Origin of the sequence: Streptomyces sp. NPDC005202, from assembly GCF_040608235.1 — a bacterium.
In the GTDB taxonomy this organism is placed as follows: Bacteria; Actinomycetota; Actinomycetes; order Streptomycetales; family Streptomycetaceae; genus Streptomyces.
Genome location: NZ_JBEXHW010000027.1, coordinates 24,380 through 38,754 on the forward strand (window position 1 = coordinate 24,380; position 14,375 = coordinate 38,754).

15 protein-coding genes are annotated in these 14,375 nt (G+C 71.5%); 4 read left to right on the forward strand and 11 right to left on the reverse strand.

The genetic code is table 11. The annotated features are described in order from the left end of the window. Positions 1–40: 40 nt before the first annotated feature. From ABZV31_RS28850 to ABZV31_RS28860, 3 genes are read right to left on the reverse strand one after another with little or no spacing between them, the layout of a single operon-like run. Entirely contained in the window at positions 41–853 is an 813-nt protein-coding gene (locus ABZV31_RS28850) for a class I SAM-dependent methyltransferase (protein WP_355899548.1), read from the reverse strand. Further along, positions 850–1,467 carry a DUF2064 domain-containing protein gene (locus ABZV31_RS28855; RefSeq protein WP_355899550.1) on the reverse strand — a complete coding sequence of 206 codons (618 nt, stop codon included), beginning with the start codon at positions 1,465–1,467 and terminating at the stop codon, positions 850–852. The genes ABZV31_RS28850 and ABZV31_RS28855 overlap by 4 nt, the downstream gene beginning before the upstream one ends. Beyond that, a complete protein-coding gene (locus ABZV31_RS28860; RefSeq protein ID WP_355899552.1) occupies positions 1,464–2,180 on the reverse strand; it encodes a glycosyltransferase family 2 protein in 717 nt (238 codons plus the stop codon). Before ABZV31_RS28860 ends, ABZV31_RS28855 begins: the two co-directional genes overlap by 4 nt. Before the next feature lie 114 nt (positions 2,181–2,294). On the opposite strand from ABZV31_RS28860, the gene ABZV31_RS28865 reads away from it, so the two are divergent. Both ABZV31_RS28865 and ABZV31_RS28870 read left to right on the forward strand, forming a co-directional pair. Then, complete coding sequence (locus ABZV31_RS28865; RefSeq protein ID WP_355899554.1) at positions 2,295–3,041, forward strand: response regulator transcription factor; 747 nt, start codon at positions 2,295–2,297, stop codon at positions 3,039–3,041. 2 nt (positions 3,042–3,043) lie between these two features. After that, on the forward strand, positions 3,044–4,156 hold the full coding sequence (locus tag ABZV31_RS28870; protein ID WP_355899556.1) for a HAMP domain-containing sensor histidine kinase: 1,113 nt from the start codon (positions 3,044–3,046) through the stop codon (positions 4,154–4,156). Between the two features lie 52 nt (positions 4,157–4,208). Here the strand turns inward: ABZV31_RS28870 and ABZV31_RS28875 are convergent, their stop codons facing one another. Further along, positions 4,209–5,234 (reverse strand): NAD-dependent epimerase/dehydratase family protein, encoded by a 1,026-nt coding sequence (locus ABZV31_RS28875; RefSeq protein WP_355899557.1) that lies wholly within the window; start codon positions 5,232–5,234, stop codon positions 4,209–4,211. A 176-nt stretch (positions 5,235–5,410) separates the two neighbouring features. Between ABZV31_RS28875 and ABZV31_RS28880 the strand changes: the two genes are divergently transcribed. Beyond that, positions 5,411–6,115, forward strand: a complete 705-nt coding sequence (locus ABZV31_RS28880) for a PAS domain-containing protein (protein WP_355899559.1) — start codon at positions 5,411–5,413, stop codon at positions 6,113–6,115. Next, positions 6,112–7,080 carry a pyridoxal-phosphate dependent enzyme gene (locus tag ABZV31_RS28885; RefSeq protein ID WP_355899561.1) on the forward strand — a complete coding sequence of 323 codons (969 nt, stop codon included), beginning with the start codon at positions 6,112–6,114 and terminating at the stop codon, positions 7,078–7,080. Before ABZV31_RS28880 ends, ABZV31_RS28885 begins: the two co-directional genes overlap by 4 nt. Before the next feature lie 452 nt (positions 7,081–7,532). Here the strand turns inward: ABZV31_RS28885 and ABZV31_RS28890 are convergent, their stop codons facing one another. The 7 genes from ABZV31_RS28890 to ABZV31_RS28920 all read right to left on the reverse strand — a co-directional run bounded on the left by ABZV31_RS28890 (position 7,533) and on the right by ABZV31_RS28920 (position 14,306). Continuing rightward, complete coding sequence (locus ABZV31_RS28890) at positions 7,533–7,976, reverse strand: hypothetical protein (RefSeq protein WP_355899563.1); 444 nt, start codon at positions 7,974–7,976, stop codon at positions 7,533–7,535. A 334-nt stretch (positions 7,977–8,310) separates the two neighbouring features. Continuing rightward, a complete protein-coding gene (locus tag ABZV31_RS28895; protein WP_355899564.1) occupies positions 8,311–8,541 on the reverse strand; it encodes a hypothetical protein in 231 nt (76 codons plus the stop codon). A 124-nt stretch (positions 8,542–8,665) separates the two neighbouring features. After that, the gene (locus tag ABZV31_RS28900) at positions 8,666–9,907 is read right to left on the reverse strand and encodes a cytochrome P450 (RefSeq protein ID WP_355899566.1); all 1,242 of its coding nucleotides are present in this window, start codon (positions 9,905–9,907) and stop codon (positions 8,666–8,668) included. 64 nt (positions 9,908–9,971) lie between these two features. Continuing rightward, positions 9,972–11,363: an FAD-dependent oxidoreductase gene (locus tag ABZV31_RS28905; RefSeq protein ID WP_355899567.1), complete on the reverse strand. Its 1,392-nt coding sequence runs from the start codon at positions 11,361–11,363 to the stop codon at positions 9,972–9,974. Then, the gene (locus tag ABZV31_RS28910; protein WP_355899569.1) at positions 11,353–11,598 is read right to left on the reverse strand and encodes a ferredoxin; all 246 of its coding nucleotides are present in this window, start codon (positions 11,596–11,598) and stop codon (positions 11,353–11,355) included. Before ABZV31_RS28910 ends, ABZV31_RS28905 begins: the two co-directional genes overlap by 11 nt. Before the next feature lie 170 nt (positions 11,599–11,768). Then, complete coding sequence (locus ABZV31_RS28915; RefSeq protein ID WP_355899571.1) at positions 11,769–12,449, reverse strand: hypothetical protein; 681 nt, start codon at positions 12,447–12,449, stop codon at positions 11,769–11,771. Positions 12,450–12,629: 180 nt separating this feature from the next. After that, positions 12,630–14,306 carry a multicopper oxidase family protein gene (locus tag ABZV31_RS28920; protein ID WP_355899573.1) on the reverse strand — a complete coding sequence of 559 codons (1,677 nt, stop codon included), beginning with the start codon at positions 14,304–14,306 and terminating at the stop codon, positions 12,630–12,632. Positions 14,307–14,375: the final 69 nt, after the last annotated feature.

Sequence of the window (14,375 nt, forward strand, 5' to 3'; positions counted from 1 at the left end):
TGTTGTGGTTCCCGCTGATCAGCGGTCAAATGGACCGGCCCTACCGGTTGGCCGCCGGGCTGTCGACGGACGGCTTCCTCGCCCGCTGGCTGCTGATCACCGCCGTGCTCTTCGGCGGCTCGGCGCTGCTCTTCGTGCTGCGGCTGCGCAGGGCGACGAAGGACCGCCCGCCCGCCGTCCACTGATCGACGGCCCGCCAGCCCGCCCGTTCCGCGTGCCGGAGCAGGGCCGGAGTACCGAGCCGCGCCCAGGGGAACGGGCTGCCCGCGGCGCCCCGCGCGTCAGTGACGTGGACGACCTGGACGACCTGGACGCGGACGCGTTCGTCGACGTCCACCGGCGCAGTCTCGGCGATCAGCAGACCGCCGGGGCGCAGGAGCCGGGCCAGCCGGCGGAGCAGGGCGCGCGGGTCGCCGCCGATGCCGACGTTGCCGTCCATGAGGAGTGCGGTGTCCCAGCGGCCCTGGCCGGGAACCGGCTCGAAGACGGATCGGCGCAGCGCGGGGCCGCCGAGCCTCATCGTGTGCGCCACGGCGGCCTCGCTGACGTCGATGCCCAGGACGTGCCGCCCCTGCGCTGCGAGCGCCGCGACCAGCCGTCCCGGCCCGCACCCGACGTCGAGCACGGCGCCCTCGCACCGGCCCAGCACCTCCAGGTCCACCGCGTCGGCGTCCGCGCACCACCGTTCCACCTCCAGCGGCAGCAGCCACCCGTCGGCCCGGCGCAGGAAGAGCGGGCCGTGGCCGGTGCGCAGGGCGGCGGAGTAGGGCTCGGCGGCGGCCCAGGCGGGCGCGGTGGTCCCCGTGGGCTGTCCCGGCGTGTTTGGTGGCGCGATCTCGTGTGCGGTGCTCATGGGCCGGTGACCGCCGTGAGCCGGGCGAGCCGCGCGGCGAACCGGCCGTGCGGAGCGCAGGCGGCGACGGCCCGGGCGTCGGCTGCGGTGTCGACGTCGCGAAGGCGCGGCAGGTCGCGCACGCGCAGGCCCGCGGCGACGAGCCGGTCCCGCTGGACGGCACCCGTCACGGCCGTCGACATGGGCACGCCCCGCAGGAGGGAGGGATCGGGTTCGGCCAGTCCCAGGGCCCAGAAGCCGCCGTCCTCGGCCGGGCCGAAATACGCGTCGCAGTCGGCGAAGTCCACGGTGAGCTGTTCCGCTGTCACCTGCGGTGTGTCCATCCCGATCAGCAGCGCCGGGCCGTCGCATCCGGCGAAGGCCGCGGCCAGCCGTTCGTCCAGCCCGCCCGTGCACTGCGGCATGACGTCGAAGCCGGGCGGAAGCCAGGGGCCGATCGTGCCGTCGAGGACGAGGACGCGCCGCGAGGCGGGAGTCGCGGCCACGGTGTGCAGGGTGTCCGTGAGCGCCGCCTCGGCGAGCGACGCCGCCTCCCGTGGGGTGAACGGTGGCGTCAGCCGGGTCTTCACCCTCCCTGGCCGCGGCTCCTTGGCGATGACGAGCAGCGTGGTCACCGAGGGATTCCTCCTCCTGTGGTCTGCGGGGCCGGTTCGGCCAGCACCCGGCTCATGTCCCGTACCGCCTGCCAGGTCCCGCGCCAGGTGCCCGTCACCTTGGACGCGCCGGCGCGCGGCAGGTACGGCACGTCGTGCTCGCTGATGCGCCAGCCGGCGTCGGCGGCACGCACGACCATCTGCAGCGGATAGCCGCTGCGGCGGTCGGTGAGGCCGAGGGCGAGCAGCGGTTCGCGCCGGGCGGCGCGCAGGGGACCGAGGTCGTGCAGGGGCAGGCCCGTGCGGCGGCGCAGCATCCGGGCGAGCACGAGGTTGCCGGCCCGGGCGTGCGCGGGCCAGGCGCCCCGGCTCTGCGGACGCCGCCGGCCGAGCACCAGGTCGGCTGCACCGGCGTGCACCTCGCGGACGAAGGGCACCAGCAGCGACGGGTCGAGGGAGGCGTCGCAGTCGCAGAAGCAGACGATGTCGGCGGTGGCGGCGGTCAGTCCCGCGTGGCAGGCGGCGCCGAACCCGCGGCGCGGCTCGTTCACGACGGTCGCGCCCCGGGCCCGCGCCAGCTCGGCCGAGCCGTCGGTGGAGCCGTTGTCCACGACGAGGGCGCGCCAGCCGTCCGGGATGCGGGCGAGCACCCAGGGCAGGGCCGCGGCCTCGTTCAGGCAGGGGAGCACCACGTCGACGTCCGATGATGTGGGAGAGGTCGTCACGGCGTTCACCCTACGAACGCGAATGGCGCATATCGGGCTTCGGCTCCTTACGAAACACGGACGTCGGGGCCGCGGGAGCTCTCGGCGGCGGCACGGACCGGGGCGCGGTGCCACGCTGGACGCATGCAGCAGCCGTACGAACCCATGCAGGCAGCGCCCGCCGAGAACCGGCCGGCCGGAGCCGCTCGTGTCCTGGTCGTGGACGACGACCCCACCGTCGCCGAGGTCGTCTCCGGCTATCTGAACCGCGCCGGCTACGTCGTGGACCGGGCCGAGGACGGGCCGACGGCGCTCACCCGGGCCGCCGCGCACTGGCCGGACCTGGTGGTGCTCGACCTGATGCTGCCGGGCATGGACGGCCTGGAAGTGTGCCGTCGGATGCGCGGGCACGGACCTGTACCGGTCATCATGCTCACCGCCCGCGGCGACGAGGACGACCGGATCCTGGGCCTCGAGGTCGGCGCCGACGACTACGTCACCAAACCGTTCAGCCCCCGCGAACTCGTCCTGCGTGTGGAGTCGGTGCTGCGCCGTACGCGGCCCGTCACCGCTCCGCACCCGCTGGGCGCGGCCGGCCTGGCCGTCGACCCGGCCGCCCGGCGCGCCACCAAGGACGGCGCCGAACTCGCCCTTACGCTCCGCGAGTTCGACCTGCTCGCCTTCTTCCTGCGCCACCCGGGCCGAGCCTTCAGCCGCGAGGACCTGATGCGCGAGGTGTGGGGCTGGGACTTCGGTGACCTGTCGACGGTCACCGTCCACGTCCGACGGCTGCGCGGCAAGGTCGAGGACGACCCGGCCCGGCCCCGCCTGATCCAGACCGTGTGGGGCGTGGGGTACCGTTTCGACGCCGCCGGGCGCGAGGGGAGCTGATCGTGCGCGACACCCTCCTGATCGCCCTGTACGCCTTCCTCGGCGCCGCCGCGACCGGCCTGGCCGGGGCGGGCGTGCTGCGGCTGATCCGGCGGCGCTCGCTCACCGCGTCGCTTGCCGTGGTGGCCGCCGTGGCGGTGTGTGCGATGCTCGCCGGCACCCTGGCCGTGGCGGAGGCGATGTTCCTGTCCGCGCACGACCTGTCCGTCGTCACCACGGTCGTGGCGATGGCCGCGATCGTGTCCCTGGCCACCGCACTGCTGCTGGGCCGCTGGGTCGTGGCCCGCAGCCGCGCCCTCGCCCGCGCCGCCCGGTCGTTCGGGGACGGCGGGGACTTCGCCGCCCCCGACGGCCCGGCGACCGCCGAACTGGAGTCCCTGAGCCGCGAGTTGGCCGCGACCAGCGCCAGGCTCGCCGAGTCCCGGGAGCGCGAGCGCGCCCTGGAGTCCTCCCGCCGTGAACTCGTCGCCTGGATCTCGCACGACCTGCGCACCCCGCTCGCCGGACTGCGCGCCATGGCGGAGGCACTGGAGGACGGGGTGGCCGCCGACCCGGGCCGCTACCTCAAACAGATCCGCACCGAGGTCGAGCGACTGAACGACATGGTGGGCGACCTGTTCGAGCTCTCCCGCATCCACGCGGGCAGCCTCGCCCTCACCTGCTCCCGGATCTCGCTGTACGACCTGGTCGGCGACGCCCTCGCCGGAGCGGATCCGCTGGCGAAGGAACTCGGCGTGCGCCTCGTGGGCGACCGCATCGAGCCGGTGCCCGTCGAGGTGGACGGCAAGGAGATGAGCCGCGTGCTGGGCAACCTGCTGGTGAACGCGATCCGCCGCACGCCCGCCGACGGTACGGTCGCGGTCACCGCCGAACGCTCACCCGAGGGGGTCGTCCTCTCCGTCAGCGACAGTTGCGGCGGCATCCCCGATGAGGACCTGCCACGCGTCTTCGACACCGGCTGGTGCGGCACGGACGCCCGCACCCCTCCGGGCGGCGCGGGCCTCGGTCTCGCCATCGTCCGGGGCATCGTCGAGGCCCACCGGGGACGTGCCACCGTGCGCAACATCCCCGGCGGCTGCCGTTTCGAGGTGACACTGCCCACGGCCGAGGGATGAACGCCGGGGGAGTCGGGGGAGTCACGGGGAGCCGTCGGACAGTCGCCGACCCCTACCGCGGGGAGAACCCGCTCGGCTTCTCGCCGCGGAGCCGGGCGCGCGCGAACTCCCGCATGCCCTCCTCGAATCCCACGTCGGCCTTCCAGCCCAGCTCGGCCCTCAGCCGTGAGGAGTCGGCGGTGATGTGGCGCACGTCGCCCAGGCGGTACTCGCCGGTGACGACGGGCTCGGGCCCGCCGTGCGCGGCGGCCAGCGCCCGTGCCATCTCGCCGACCGTGTGCGGTTCGCCGCTGCCGGTGTTGTAGGCGGTGAGCATCCCCTCGGGCGTGGTGGCCTCCAGCGCCGCGACGTTGGCCGCGGCGACGTCCCGCACGTGCACGAAGTCGCGCCGCTGCCGTCCGTCCTCGAAGACGCGCGGAGCCTCGCCGCGGGCGAGCGAGGAGCGGAAGAAGGAGGCGACCCCGGCATACGGGGTGTCGCGGGGCATGCGGGGGCCGTACACGTTGTGGTAGCGCAGTGACACCGCCGATCCGCCCGTCGACCGGGCCCACGCGGCCGCCAGGTGTTCCTGGGCGAGCTTGGTCGTGGCGTACACGTTCCGGGGGTCGACCGGGGCGTCCTCGCCGACCAGCCCCGGCGACAGCTCCTCCCCGCACGCCGGGCACGTCGGCTCGAACCGGCCCGCGTCCAGATCGGCGACGGCCCGCGGACCCGGCCGCACCGGCCCGTGCCGATGGCACTCGTACCGCCCTTCCCCGTAGACGACCATCGATCCGGCCAGGACGAGGCGCCGTACGCCCGCATCCGCCATGGCCGTGAGGAGGACGGCGGTGCCGAGGTCGTTGCGGGATACGTACTCCGCCGCGTCGGCGATTCCGTTGCCGAGACCGACCATCGCGGCCTGGTGGCACACGGCGTCCACGCCGGACAGGGCGCGGGCAACCGCCTCCGGGTTCCGCACGTCCGCACCCACGTCCTCGCGCACGTCGAACACCACGGGCTCGTGTCCGCGCGCCGCCAGCGCCTCGACGACATGGGACCCGATGAACCCGGCACCGCCGGTGACCAGTACACGCATGTGGCCCACGCTAGGCCCGCGACGGCACCGGACCGCACGACCGCGCCCACCACGTCACCCCTCCGTAAGACATGGCGCGGCGACGGCCGAGCGGCAGGTCCAACCCATTTGGATTTTCTGTCCATTGGGTTAGATTCTCAGTACAGATCAGTTCGCCTGAGGTCCTGGGAGGGTGGATGGCGGCCAGTGAGCCGGACGCGATCATCGCGGCCCTGACACCCGTCATCGACGGCCTCGCCGCAACCCTGGGCTCCTTCTGCGAAGTCGTCATCCACGACTTCCGCCGACCGGAGAACTCCGTCGTCGCCATCGCCGGCACGGTCACCGGGCGGACGGTCGGCGGATCGATGAGCGAGATCGGCATGGGCCTCCTCGCCCGCGGCGACGAGGCAACCGACGAACTGAACTACATCACCCGCACCCAGGACGGGAAGTTGGTGAAGTCGTCGACCATGGTCCTGCGTGACTCCGCGGGCACGGCCTTCGGGGCCTTGTGCCTCAACCTCGACATCACCGTGGCGAACCAGGCGTATGCCCTGATCGGCGAACTCGCCGGAACGAGCGGTCCCGCCACGGTCCCGACGACCACGTTCGGCGACGACATCGGCTCCGTGGTGGACGCGATCGTCGACGCCCACCAACTGCGGCAGCACAGGCGGTGGTCCGAACTCAGCCGCAGGGAACGCCTGGAGCTGTTCCGCAGTCTCGACGACCGCGGTGTCTTCGCCGTGCGCGGGGCGGCCCAGCAGATCGCCGAACGCCTCGGCATCTCCCGGGCCTCCGCCTACAACTACCTCGCCAAGGCGAGAACCCCGACCGACGCACCCGACGCGGACGGCAGCGTGCCCGTCGGCCCCCACCAGGAGGGAGTACAGGCATGACCGGCACCCCGCCCGTCACCCTGGAGGACGTCCGCGACGCCGCCGTACGCATCAAGGGCGTGGCGCACCGCACCCCCGTGCTGCGCTCGCGCACCCTGGACGCGCTGGTCGGCGCGGAAGTCTTCGTCAAGTGCGAGAACTTCCAGCGCATCGGAGCCTTCAAGTTCCGCGGGGCGTACAACGCCGCCTCGCGGCTGTCCGCCGAGCAGCTGGCCAAGGGCATCGCCGCCTACTCCTCCGGCAACCACGCGCAGGCCGTCGCCCTCGCCGCCCGGGAGCTCGGCACCAGTGCCGTTATCGTCATGCCGGAGGACACACCTCGCTCCAAGAGGGAGGCGACGGCAGGCTACGGAGCGGAGATCGTCACCTACGACCGCTACACCGGCGACCGGGTGGCCATCGGGGAAGCGCTCGCCGCCGACCGCGGTCTGGCGCTCGTACCCCCCTACGAGCATCCGCACGTCATCGCCGGGCAGGGAACGGTGGCCCTCGAACTGATCGAGGAAGTAGGCGACTTGGACGCCCTGATCGTGCCCGTCGGGGGCGGCGGCCTGATCGCCGGTTGCGCCACGGCCGCCAAGGGGCTGCTGCCCGGGCTCCGCGTCATAGGCGTCGAGCCGGAAGACGGCGACGACACCAAGCGGTCCCTGGAAGCCGGCCGACGCGTCTCCGTCCCCGTGCCCCGCACCATCGCCGACGGCCAGGCCGCGGACGTCCCGGGTGAACTCACCTTCTCCGTCAACCAGCGCCTGGTCGACGGCATCGCGCTGGTCGGTGACGACCAGATCCGCGACGCCATGCGGTTCGCCTTCGAACGCATGAAGATCGTCCTCGAACCCAGCGGCGCCAGCGCCCTGGCCGCGCTCCTGGCCCACCGGCTCGACCGCGTCCCGCCCAGAATCGGCGTCATCGTCTCCGGCGGCAACATCGACACCCAGAGGTTCACCGAGGTCCTCTGCGGTTGACGGACCGCAGGCCGAAGTCCGGCTGGAGCACCGGCAGGTGACGGTCCGTCGGCTCCGCAGGGGCGTATATCTCCAGCGCACTGGCCGTTGTGGGTGAGTGACCGCGACGCCGATCCCGGAACGCCCGCACCAGCACACGGTCCCACCCCTGGTCCGGCATCTCCTCGCGGTCATACGGTTGCCACCACGCAGTAGTGCGGGAACTCCTCGGCCACCCGGCTCAGCAGGGCGCCGGCGACCGGATCATGCGGAACGAAGACCGGCCAGGTCTCAGCGAACTCAGGAGTCGGGAGATCAACGCCGGACGCTCGGCGAGCGAGATGATCTGGATGCTGTCGATGTCTGACACGGCGCGGCACCCTGCCACAGGGGCCCATCGTGACCAGCGATTTTTTTCCTCAGCTCGCGCGACGTCGGCTCCCGGCCGTGCGTTCGACGGCGTCTCGGCCGGGTCAGTTCCAGAGCGGGTAGGTCATCACTTGCTCGAAGCCGTCCGGTCGGCCACTGGTGTAGACGAGGCTCATCTGGGTGTAGTGCTCGAGCTGAGGGTGCTTCTTCCACGGCTGCGGACGGTCGAGCCGCACGACGACCGGGTACGAGTGGAACTTGCCTGCCGCGCAGTACGGCTTGCAGTCGTTGACGAGGTTGAAGCCCTTGGCCACCGCCGAGTCCGCGCCCCATTGCGACCAGTGGAGCGAGGAGAGGCGGCTGTTGCCGTCACCGCAGGCGAGTATGAACGCGTCGGGGCGTTCTTGCGGATGCCAGAAGCAGTCGACGATCACTGGGTTGCCCTGCTGTTTCACCTCGTGGGCGGCCGCCGACGACACCGTCGGGGCAGCCGAGGCTGCTCCCAGGGTTGCTGCGAGCGATGCGGCGGCACAGAGTGTGACCGCCATCCTCACTGTCTGTATCCGCATGTGCGCTCCCGCCCGCATGATTCCGGTCCTGTGGTGCCCCGCGCCCCCGCTCCCGGACTGCCCCCTTGTCGGGGGTCTCGCCCGCCGGGCGGATGCCGGAGGCTCTACCATCCTCTGCCGGCGCTGGCTCTGTACTGACGCTACGACCATGTCGGGGGATGCACCACTCGTATGGAGCAGCGCCGCGCGCAGCGAGCCCCGCACGGCAAGCGGCGACCCTCCGGGCAGGCCCGGGCGACCGACCGGGCCTGGGTGCCGGACCCGTGGTCCGTGGGGTGCCGGTTCTGCCGGGCGTGGCGCTGCCCATCTGCCGTCATCCGAGGAGATGCGGGGACGAGTGGCCGGCTTCCTGCGTCGGCAGTGGTCCAGGGGCTTGGAGGGGCGGGTCGTCATCGTCGGTCTGCGGCTGGCATGTTTCGCACAGTTCGTGGTGTCCGTCGCGGGTGATGACGGTTCCCCAGCCGAGGCAGTGGTCGCAGTCGCGAGCCAGGCTCAGGTCGGGGTGGGGAGGCGGAGTGGGGTTGTGGTGGGCTCCGTACGCCATGCGGGGGCGGCTCCTTGAAGTCGCAACAGGGGCGCAGACCATTTTGTCTGATTTTTCGAATATGTCCATAAGACTCCTTGATGTAGTCGAGTGCGCGCTCTCCGTCGCGACAGTCGCCGACGCACTAGGGATGCACCCCGTCGATGCCGACGTTCAGATGGCGTGGGCCGCGCAGCACCGCGTTCTGTCGATACGGCGGCGGGTCCTCCACCAGGCGGGGGTTGTCGAGGCGGCGGGCCAGTTCGGACAGCGCGAGCTGTGTCTCCAGTCGGGCCAGCGGCGCGCCGAAACAGCTGTGGATGCCGCTGCCGAAGCCGAGGTGCTCGATGTCCTTGCGGTCCGGGTCGAACCGGTCGGGGTCCTGGAAGCGCTCCGGGTCCCTGTTTCCCGCGGCGAGGACGAGCCAGATTCTCGACCCCTTCGGAATGGTGACCCTGCGCAGCTCGACGTCCGCGATGCACGTGCGCTGCGGCACGAGCTGCACCGGCGGCTCGTAACGCAGCAGTTCCTCAACGATGTTGACGGCCAGACCGGGATGGTCGCGCAGCCTCTGCAGGATCTCCGGGTGACGCAGCAGGGTGAGCATGCCGTTGGTGATGAGGTTGACCGTCGTCTCGTGGCCCGCGATCAGCAGCAGCACGGCCGTACTGAGCACTTCCATCATCGACATGGCGCCATCGGGGCCGTGACTGGTCGCCAGGTCGGACAGCATGTCGTCGCGGGGCTCCTTGGTGCGCTGCTCGACCAGGCCGGCCAGATACATGCCCAGTTGCATCCGTGCTTCCTGCGCGGCGCGCTGGAAGTCGGCGTCGGCTCCCTTGCGCGTGTCCGGATCCAGGCTGGCGACGAGCGGGTCGACCCAGGCGCGGAAGCGCGGCTCGTCCTCGCGCGGCACCCCGAGCAGCCGGCAGATGACGGTCACCGGGAAGGGATACGCGAACTGGTCGACCACGTCGATCTGCTGCGTGTCTCCGAAGCCGTCGATCAGGCCGGAGACGATCTCGGCGAGCTCGTCGCGCATGGAGTCGATCCGGCGGGCCCGGTGCGGCGGGCCGAAGGAACGGTTGGCGATCCGCCGCAGCCGGTCGTGCTCCGGTGGGTCGAGCCGGATGAAGCTCGGTGGCAGACCCGTTGCGGCCTCCGGCCCCGAGAGCTCGTCGTCGCCCGCGACGGCGAGGTTGGTGGCGTCGGAGCTGATCCGCGGGTCGTGGAGGAGACTCTGGATGTCGTAGTACGCACTGATGACGTACGGACCGCCCTCCTCCTCGTGCAGCACCGGGGTCTTGCGGAGCTCCTCGTACAGCGGATACGGGTTGGCACGGTTGGCGTAATCGGTGATCCGGCGCATGAGCGAGGCTTGCGTCATGAGGGGTCCTTGGGGCGTGAAGGTCCGAGGAGGTCTCGAGCGGGGGCGGACGGCCGGGCGTCGGTCAGTGGCGGGCCGGGGTGAAGACCAGGCGCCGGTCGGCCGGCGAGTAACCGCTGAGGGTCACGGTCGGGCCGTGGGTCGGCAGGGACGGGTCGGGGAAGTCGGCCGGGACCGGCCGGCCCTCTGGCCGGCGGTCCACCGTCGGGAACTCCAACGGGAACGGCGCGCCCGTCTCGATCAGCCGCTGGTAGAACTCCAGCCACCGCGTGTTGTCGAAGCTCACGGCGGCGATGACGCGGCCCTGGTAGCCGTACACCCCGATGAACCGGCGCTCGGCGAGCGACCCCTGTGTGATCATGATCTGATCGGCCATGGACGGGACGCCGACCGACTTGATGTTCACGCCGAACTGCGACGACCAGAAGGCGGGCACCCACATGTGGGGAAGGCGGTCGGCACTGGCGCTGATCATGTTGTGCGCGGCCACCTCGGCCTGCGCGACGGCGTTGCCCCAGTGTTCGAGGGACAGGAACTGGTAGTTGAACAGCGGGTGCGGGGAGCGTGCGACATCGCCGGCGACGTAGATGTCGTCGGTGACGATGCCCCGGTAGTCGAAGGCCCGGCAGCCCGCGTCGCAGGCGATGCCGCGGGGGCCGGCACCGAGCCCGGAGCCGGCCAGCCAGTCGGTGTTGCGGGTCGCGCCGAGCGAGACGACCACGACGTCCGTCTGCACCACGCTGCTGTCGGACAGATGGGCCGCCCGCACCCGGCCCGCCGAGTCGCCCTCCAGAGCGGTGACCATGACGCCGGTGCGCAGGTCCACGCCGTTGTCGTGGTGCAGCTCCGCGGCCACCGCGCCGATCACCCCACCTAGGGCGCCCACCAGGGGCGCCCCCGCGCGCTCCGCCACGGTGACCGCGATGCCCTGGTCCCGGCAGGCCGAGGCGATCTCCGAACCGGTGAACCCGGCGCCGATGACGAACACCCGGCGCGGCGAGGCCCTCATCCGCCGGTGCAGGGCCACCGCGTCGTCGCGGGTCCGCAGCGTGAAGACCCCGTCCAGCTGGGCCTCCGACTCCTTCGGCCAGGGTCTGGCGCGGACGCCGGTCGCGATCAGCAGCCGGTCGTACTCCACCTCGTCCCCGTCGGCCAGGCGCACCCGTCTGGCCGCCATGTCGAGACCGGTCGCCGCGGAACCGAGGCGCCACGTCGCGTCGATCTCCCGGCGGCGGGGCAGCTCGGTGTGGTGCGGGGACGCCTTGCCCAGCAGCACCGCCTTGGACAGCGGCGGCCGGTCGTACGGCTCGTACGGCTCGTCACCGATCATGGTGAGCGAACCGGCGAAGCCCTCGTCGCGCAGCGTCTCGGCGGCCCGCAGCCCCGCCAGCGAGGCACCCACGATCACCATCCGGCCCTCGCGGCTGAGCCACTCGTGGAACTTCTCACCGGCCATCGGACGTCTCCTGCCCGGCCCCGGCGGGGGCGGCTCCCGCGTCGTCCAGTCCGTCCGTCGTGATCGCCTGCACCGGGCAGGCCGCGACGGCACGCGCCAGCTTCTCCCGCTGTTCCTCCTCGGCCCGTGGGCTGTAGACGAGCGACTCCTCGCCGTGCATGGCGAACACGTCCGGCGCGAGAAACGCGCACTGCGCGTATCCCTGGCACTTGTTGAGATCGACGACAAGCCTCATTGGCGCTCCGCCCTTCCGGCGGCCAGGTCCTGGGGCACCACCCGCTCGGCGGACGCCCTCGGACGGTGTTCATCTCCCCTACGCCAGCATCGGAGTTCCGTCGGGCTCCACGCGCGCCAAGACCCGCCGAAGGAGTGACAGGCCGTGCCGGCATCCCACCGGGCACCGCCTCATGACGCCGCCGTGATGCCGGCCCGGGGGCGGCGGCTGCTCACCACGAGGATGTAGACGCTGAGGATCAGCGACCATGCCGGGAACACCAGCTCGACCCAAGGGACGTTCGACACGACGAACAGCAGCGTCAGCGCGGTGAGGACGCCCAGCAGGGTGAGCCACCGCGGCAGGATCCCCAGACGATGCCCGATCACCGACAGCGAACACGTGAAGACCGCCGCCATCCGCATCGCGTACCCGGTCATCAGCGTGTACGCGAAGTGGCGGCCGAAGTCCCAGGTGGGGAGCCCGGGAGTGGCACCGGGCGGGTGCGCGGTCGTCAGCACGGCCCCGGCCGCCGCGGCCGCCCCGAACATCGTGGCCACGAAGACCAGCCCACTGCCCAGGAAGACGGTGGCCAGGAACTTGTCCTCGGCGTCCCCGACATGGGCCCGTACGACGCCGATGAACCACAGGAAGAAGATTCCGGCGAACGGCACGAGTGCGAGCGCCGCCTGCACCGCGTTGCGGCGCGCGGAGTCGGTGAACCCCTGGGCGGTGACCGCGTCGACTCCCTCCGGAATCCCCAGCCGGACCAAAATGATCGCCGCCGCGAGCAGCAACGCGAAGAGAACCCCTGCCAGCCCGGCGGCCCACGGAGTCGTCAGTGCCTGCTGCGTCGGCCCGGTTTTCGTCATGTGCGGCCCACTTCCTGTGTGAGGCACCCCGGCACCAGCAAGCCGCCGCCCGGCGGCTCCCGCCCCCGGGAGACGGCCGAACGGCAGACAAGGCGAACGGCAGACAAGGCGAACGGCAGACAGGCCGAGCGGCAGACAACCGGACGCAGCACCGTCAGGGACTTGGAACCGATGCCGCCGTCACTTGCGGTAGCCGAGGATGGTCATCATGCCGGATTCGGAGTGGTACTGGTTGTGGCAGTGGAGCATCCACAGGCCGGGGTTGTCGGCGTTGAAGTCGACCACCAGCTTGCGGTGCGGCAGCACCACGGCCGTGTCCTTGCGGGTTCCGACGGCGTCGACACCAGTCAGGGCGAAGCTGTGGCCGTGCAGGTGCAGGGGGTGCCACATGTCTGTGGTGTTGATGAGCGTGAGCCGGACCCGTTCGTCCTCACGGACCGGGTGGCGGTGTTCCACGGAGTAGGGCCGGTGGTCGAAGCCCCAGTTGAACTTCTTCATGCTGCCGGTCAGTTTGATGCGGATCTCGCGGTCCGGCTCGCGGTCGCACAGGGCCACGGACTCGTGCGGCACGAGATGTCTGGTCGGCACGATCCGCCCGTCCAGTTCCTCAGGATGTACGTCGGGCGCGGGCACGGCTCTTCCCTTGCCGGTGCGCAGCAGGGCCAGTGCTCCGGCCTTCTTGCCCTCGGCGAGCGCGACCAGGGGGAACACCCCGTCCTTGGCGGTGACGAGCACGTCGTAGCGTTCGGCCATGCCGATCAGCAGCGCGTCCGTCTTCTTGTGCTCGACCGGGTAGCCGTCCGTGTGCGTCACCGTCATCTCGTGGCCGCCCAGCGCCACGCGGAATGCGGTTTCGGCTCCGGCGTTGATGATTCGCAGCCGGATGCGGTCTCCGGGGCGGGCCCGGAAGACCGAGGGCGCGTGGGGGAGACGGCCATTGACCAGGTAGTAGGGGTAGGCGACATTGCCGCCCTCGCTGTGCAGGATGCGGCTGTGGGAGTCCCGCAGGATGCGGGAGGGGCCGCCGGACGTACCGGAGGTCGGCCCGTGCCCTCCGCCCGGCATGTAATGGCCGCCGGACCCGTCGTGTCCGGGGTCCGCCCCCATGTCCATGCCCGTCGGGGCACGCTTGCCACCTTGCAGCCGCGCGAGCACGCCGTCGGGGGTGGAGCCGTCCACGCCGTCCAGCCAGTCGTCCAGGACGACGACCCACTCCTTGTCGTAGGACAATGGCTCCTTGGGATCCTCCACGATCAGCGGGGCGTACAGACCGCGGTCGAGCTGCAGCCCCGAGTGCGAGTGCAGCCAGTACGTGCCCGGGTGGGCCACGGCGAAGCGGTAGGTGAAGTCCGCGCCGGGGTTGATGGCGTACTGGGTCAGACCCGGCACGCCGTCCATGTCGCAGCGCATGCGCACACCGTGCGAGTGCAGCGTCGTTGCCACGGGCAGGTGGTTGGCGAGCGTGAGATCGAGGATGTCCCCTGTGGTGACCCGGACCTCCTTGCCGGGCAGTGTGTCACCGTACGCCCATGACCTGACGGTTCGTCCGCCCAGGTCGAGCGAGGTCTCGGTGGCGGTGAACTTGAACCTGCGCACCGGTCCGGACCCGCGCCTCTTCTCGGCGGCCACCACCTCGGGATCGGACGGGTTCACGTACCCCTTGGGCCCCTGGGGAACGAAGCGGCGGTGGCTGTGGCTGACGGCCCCGGTGCCCGGCGCGAATCCCGAGCCCGGCGCGGATCCCGGGTGCGAGCCGGACCCCGAGTGGGAGCCGGAACCGGAACAGGCGGCCAGGACTCCCGAACCGGCGGCCATGATCGAGGCACTGAGCAAGGTGCGCCGCGTATGTGTGTGCATGACTGAATAACACACGTTTTGCCACGGTATGTGCGAGCACTGGAGCGGCGCGTCCGATGATGTCGGCGA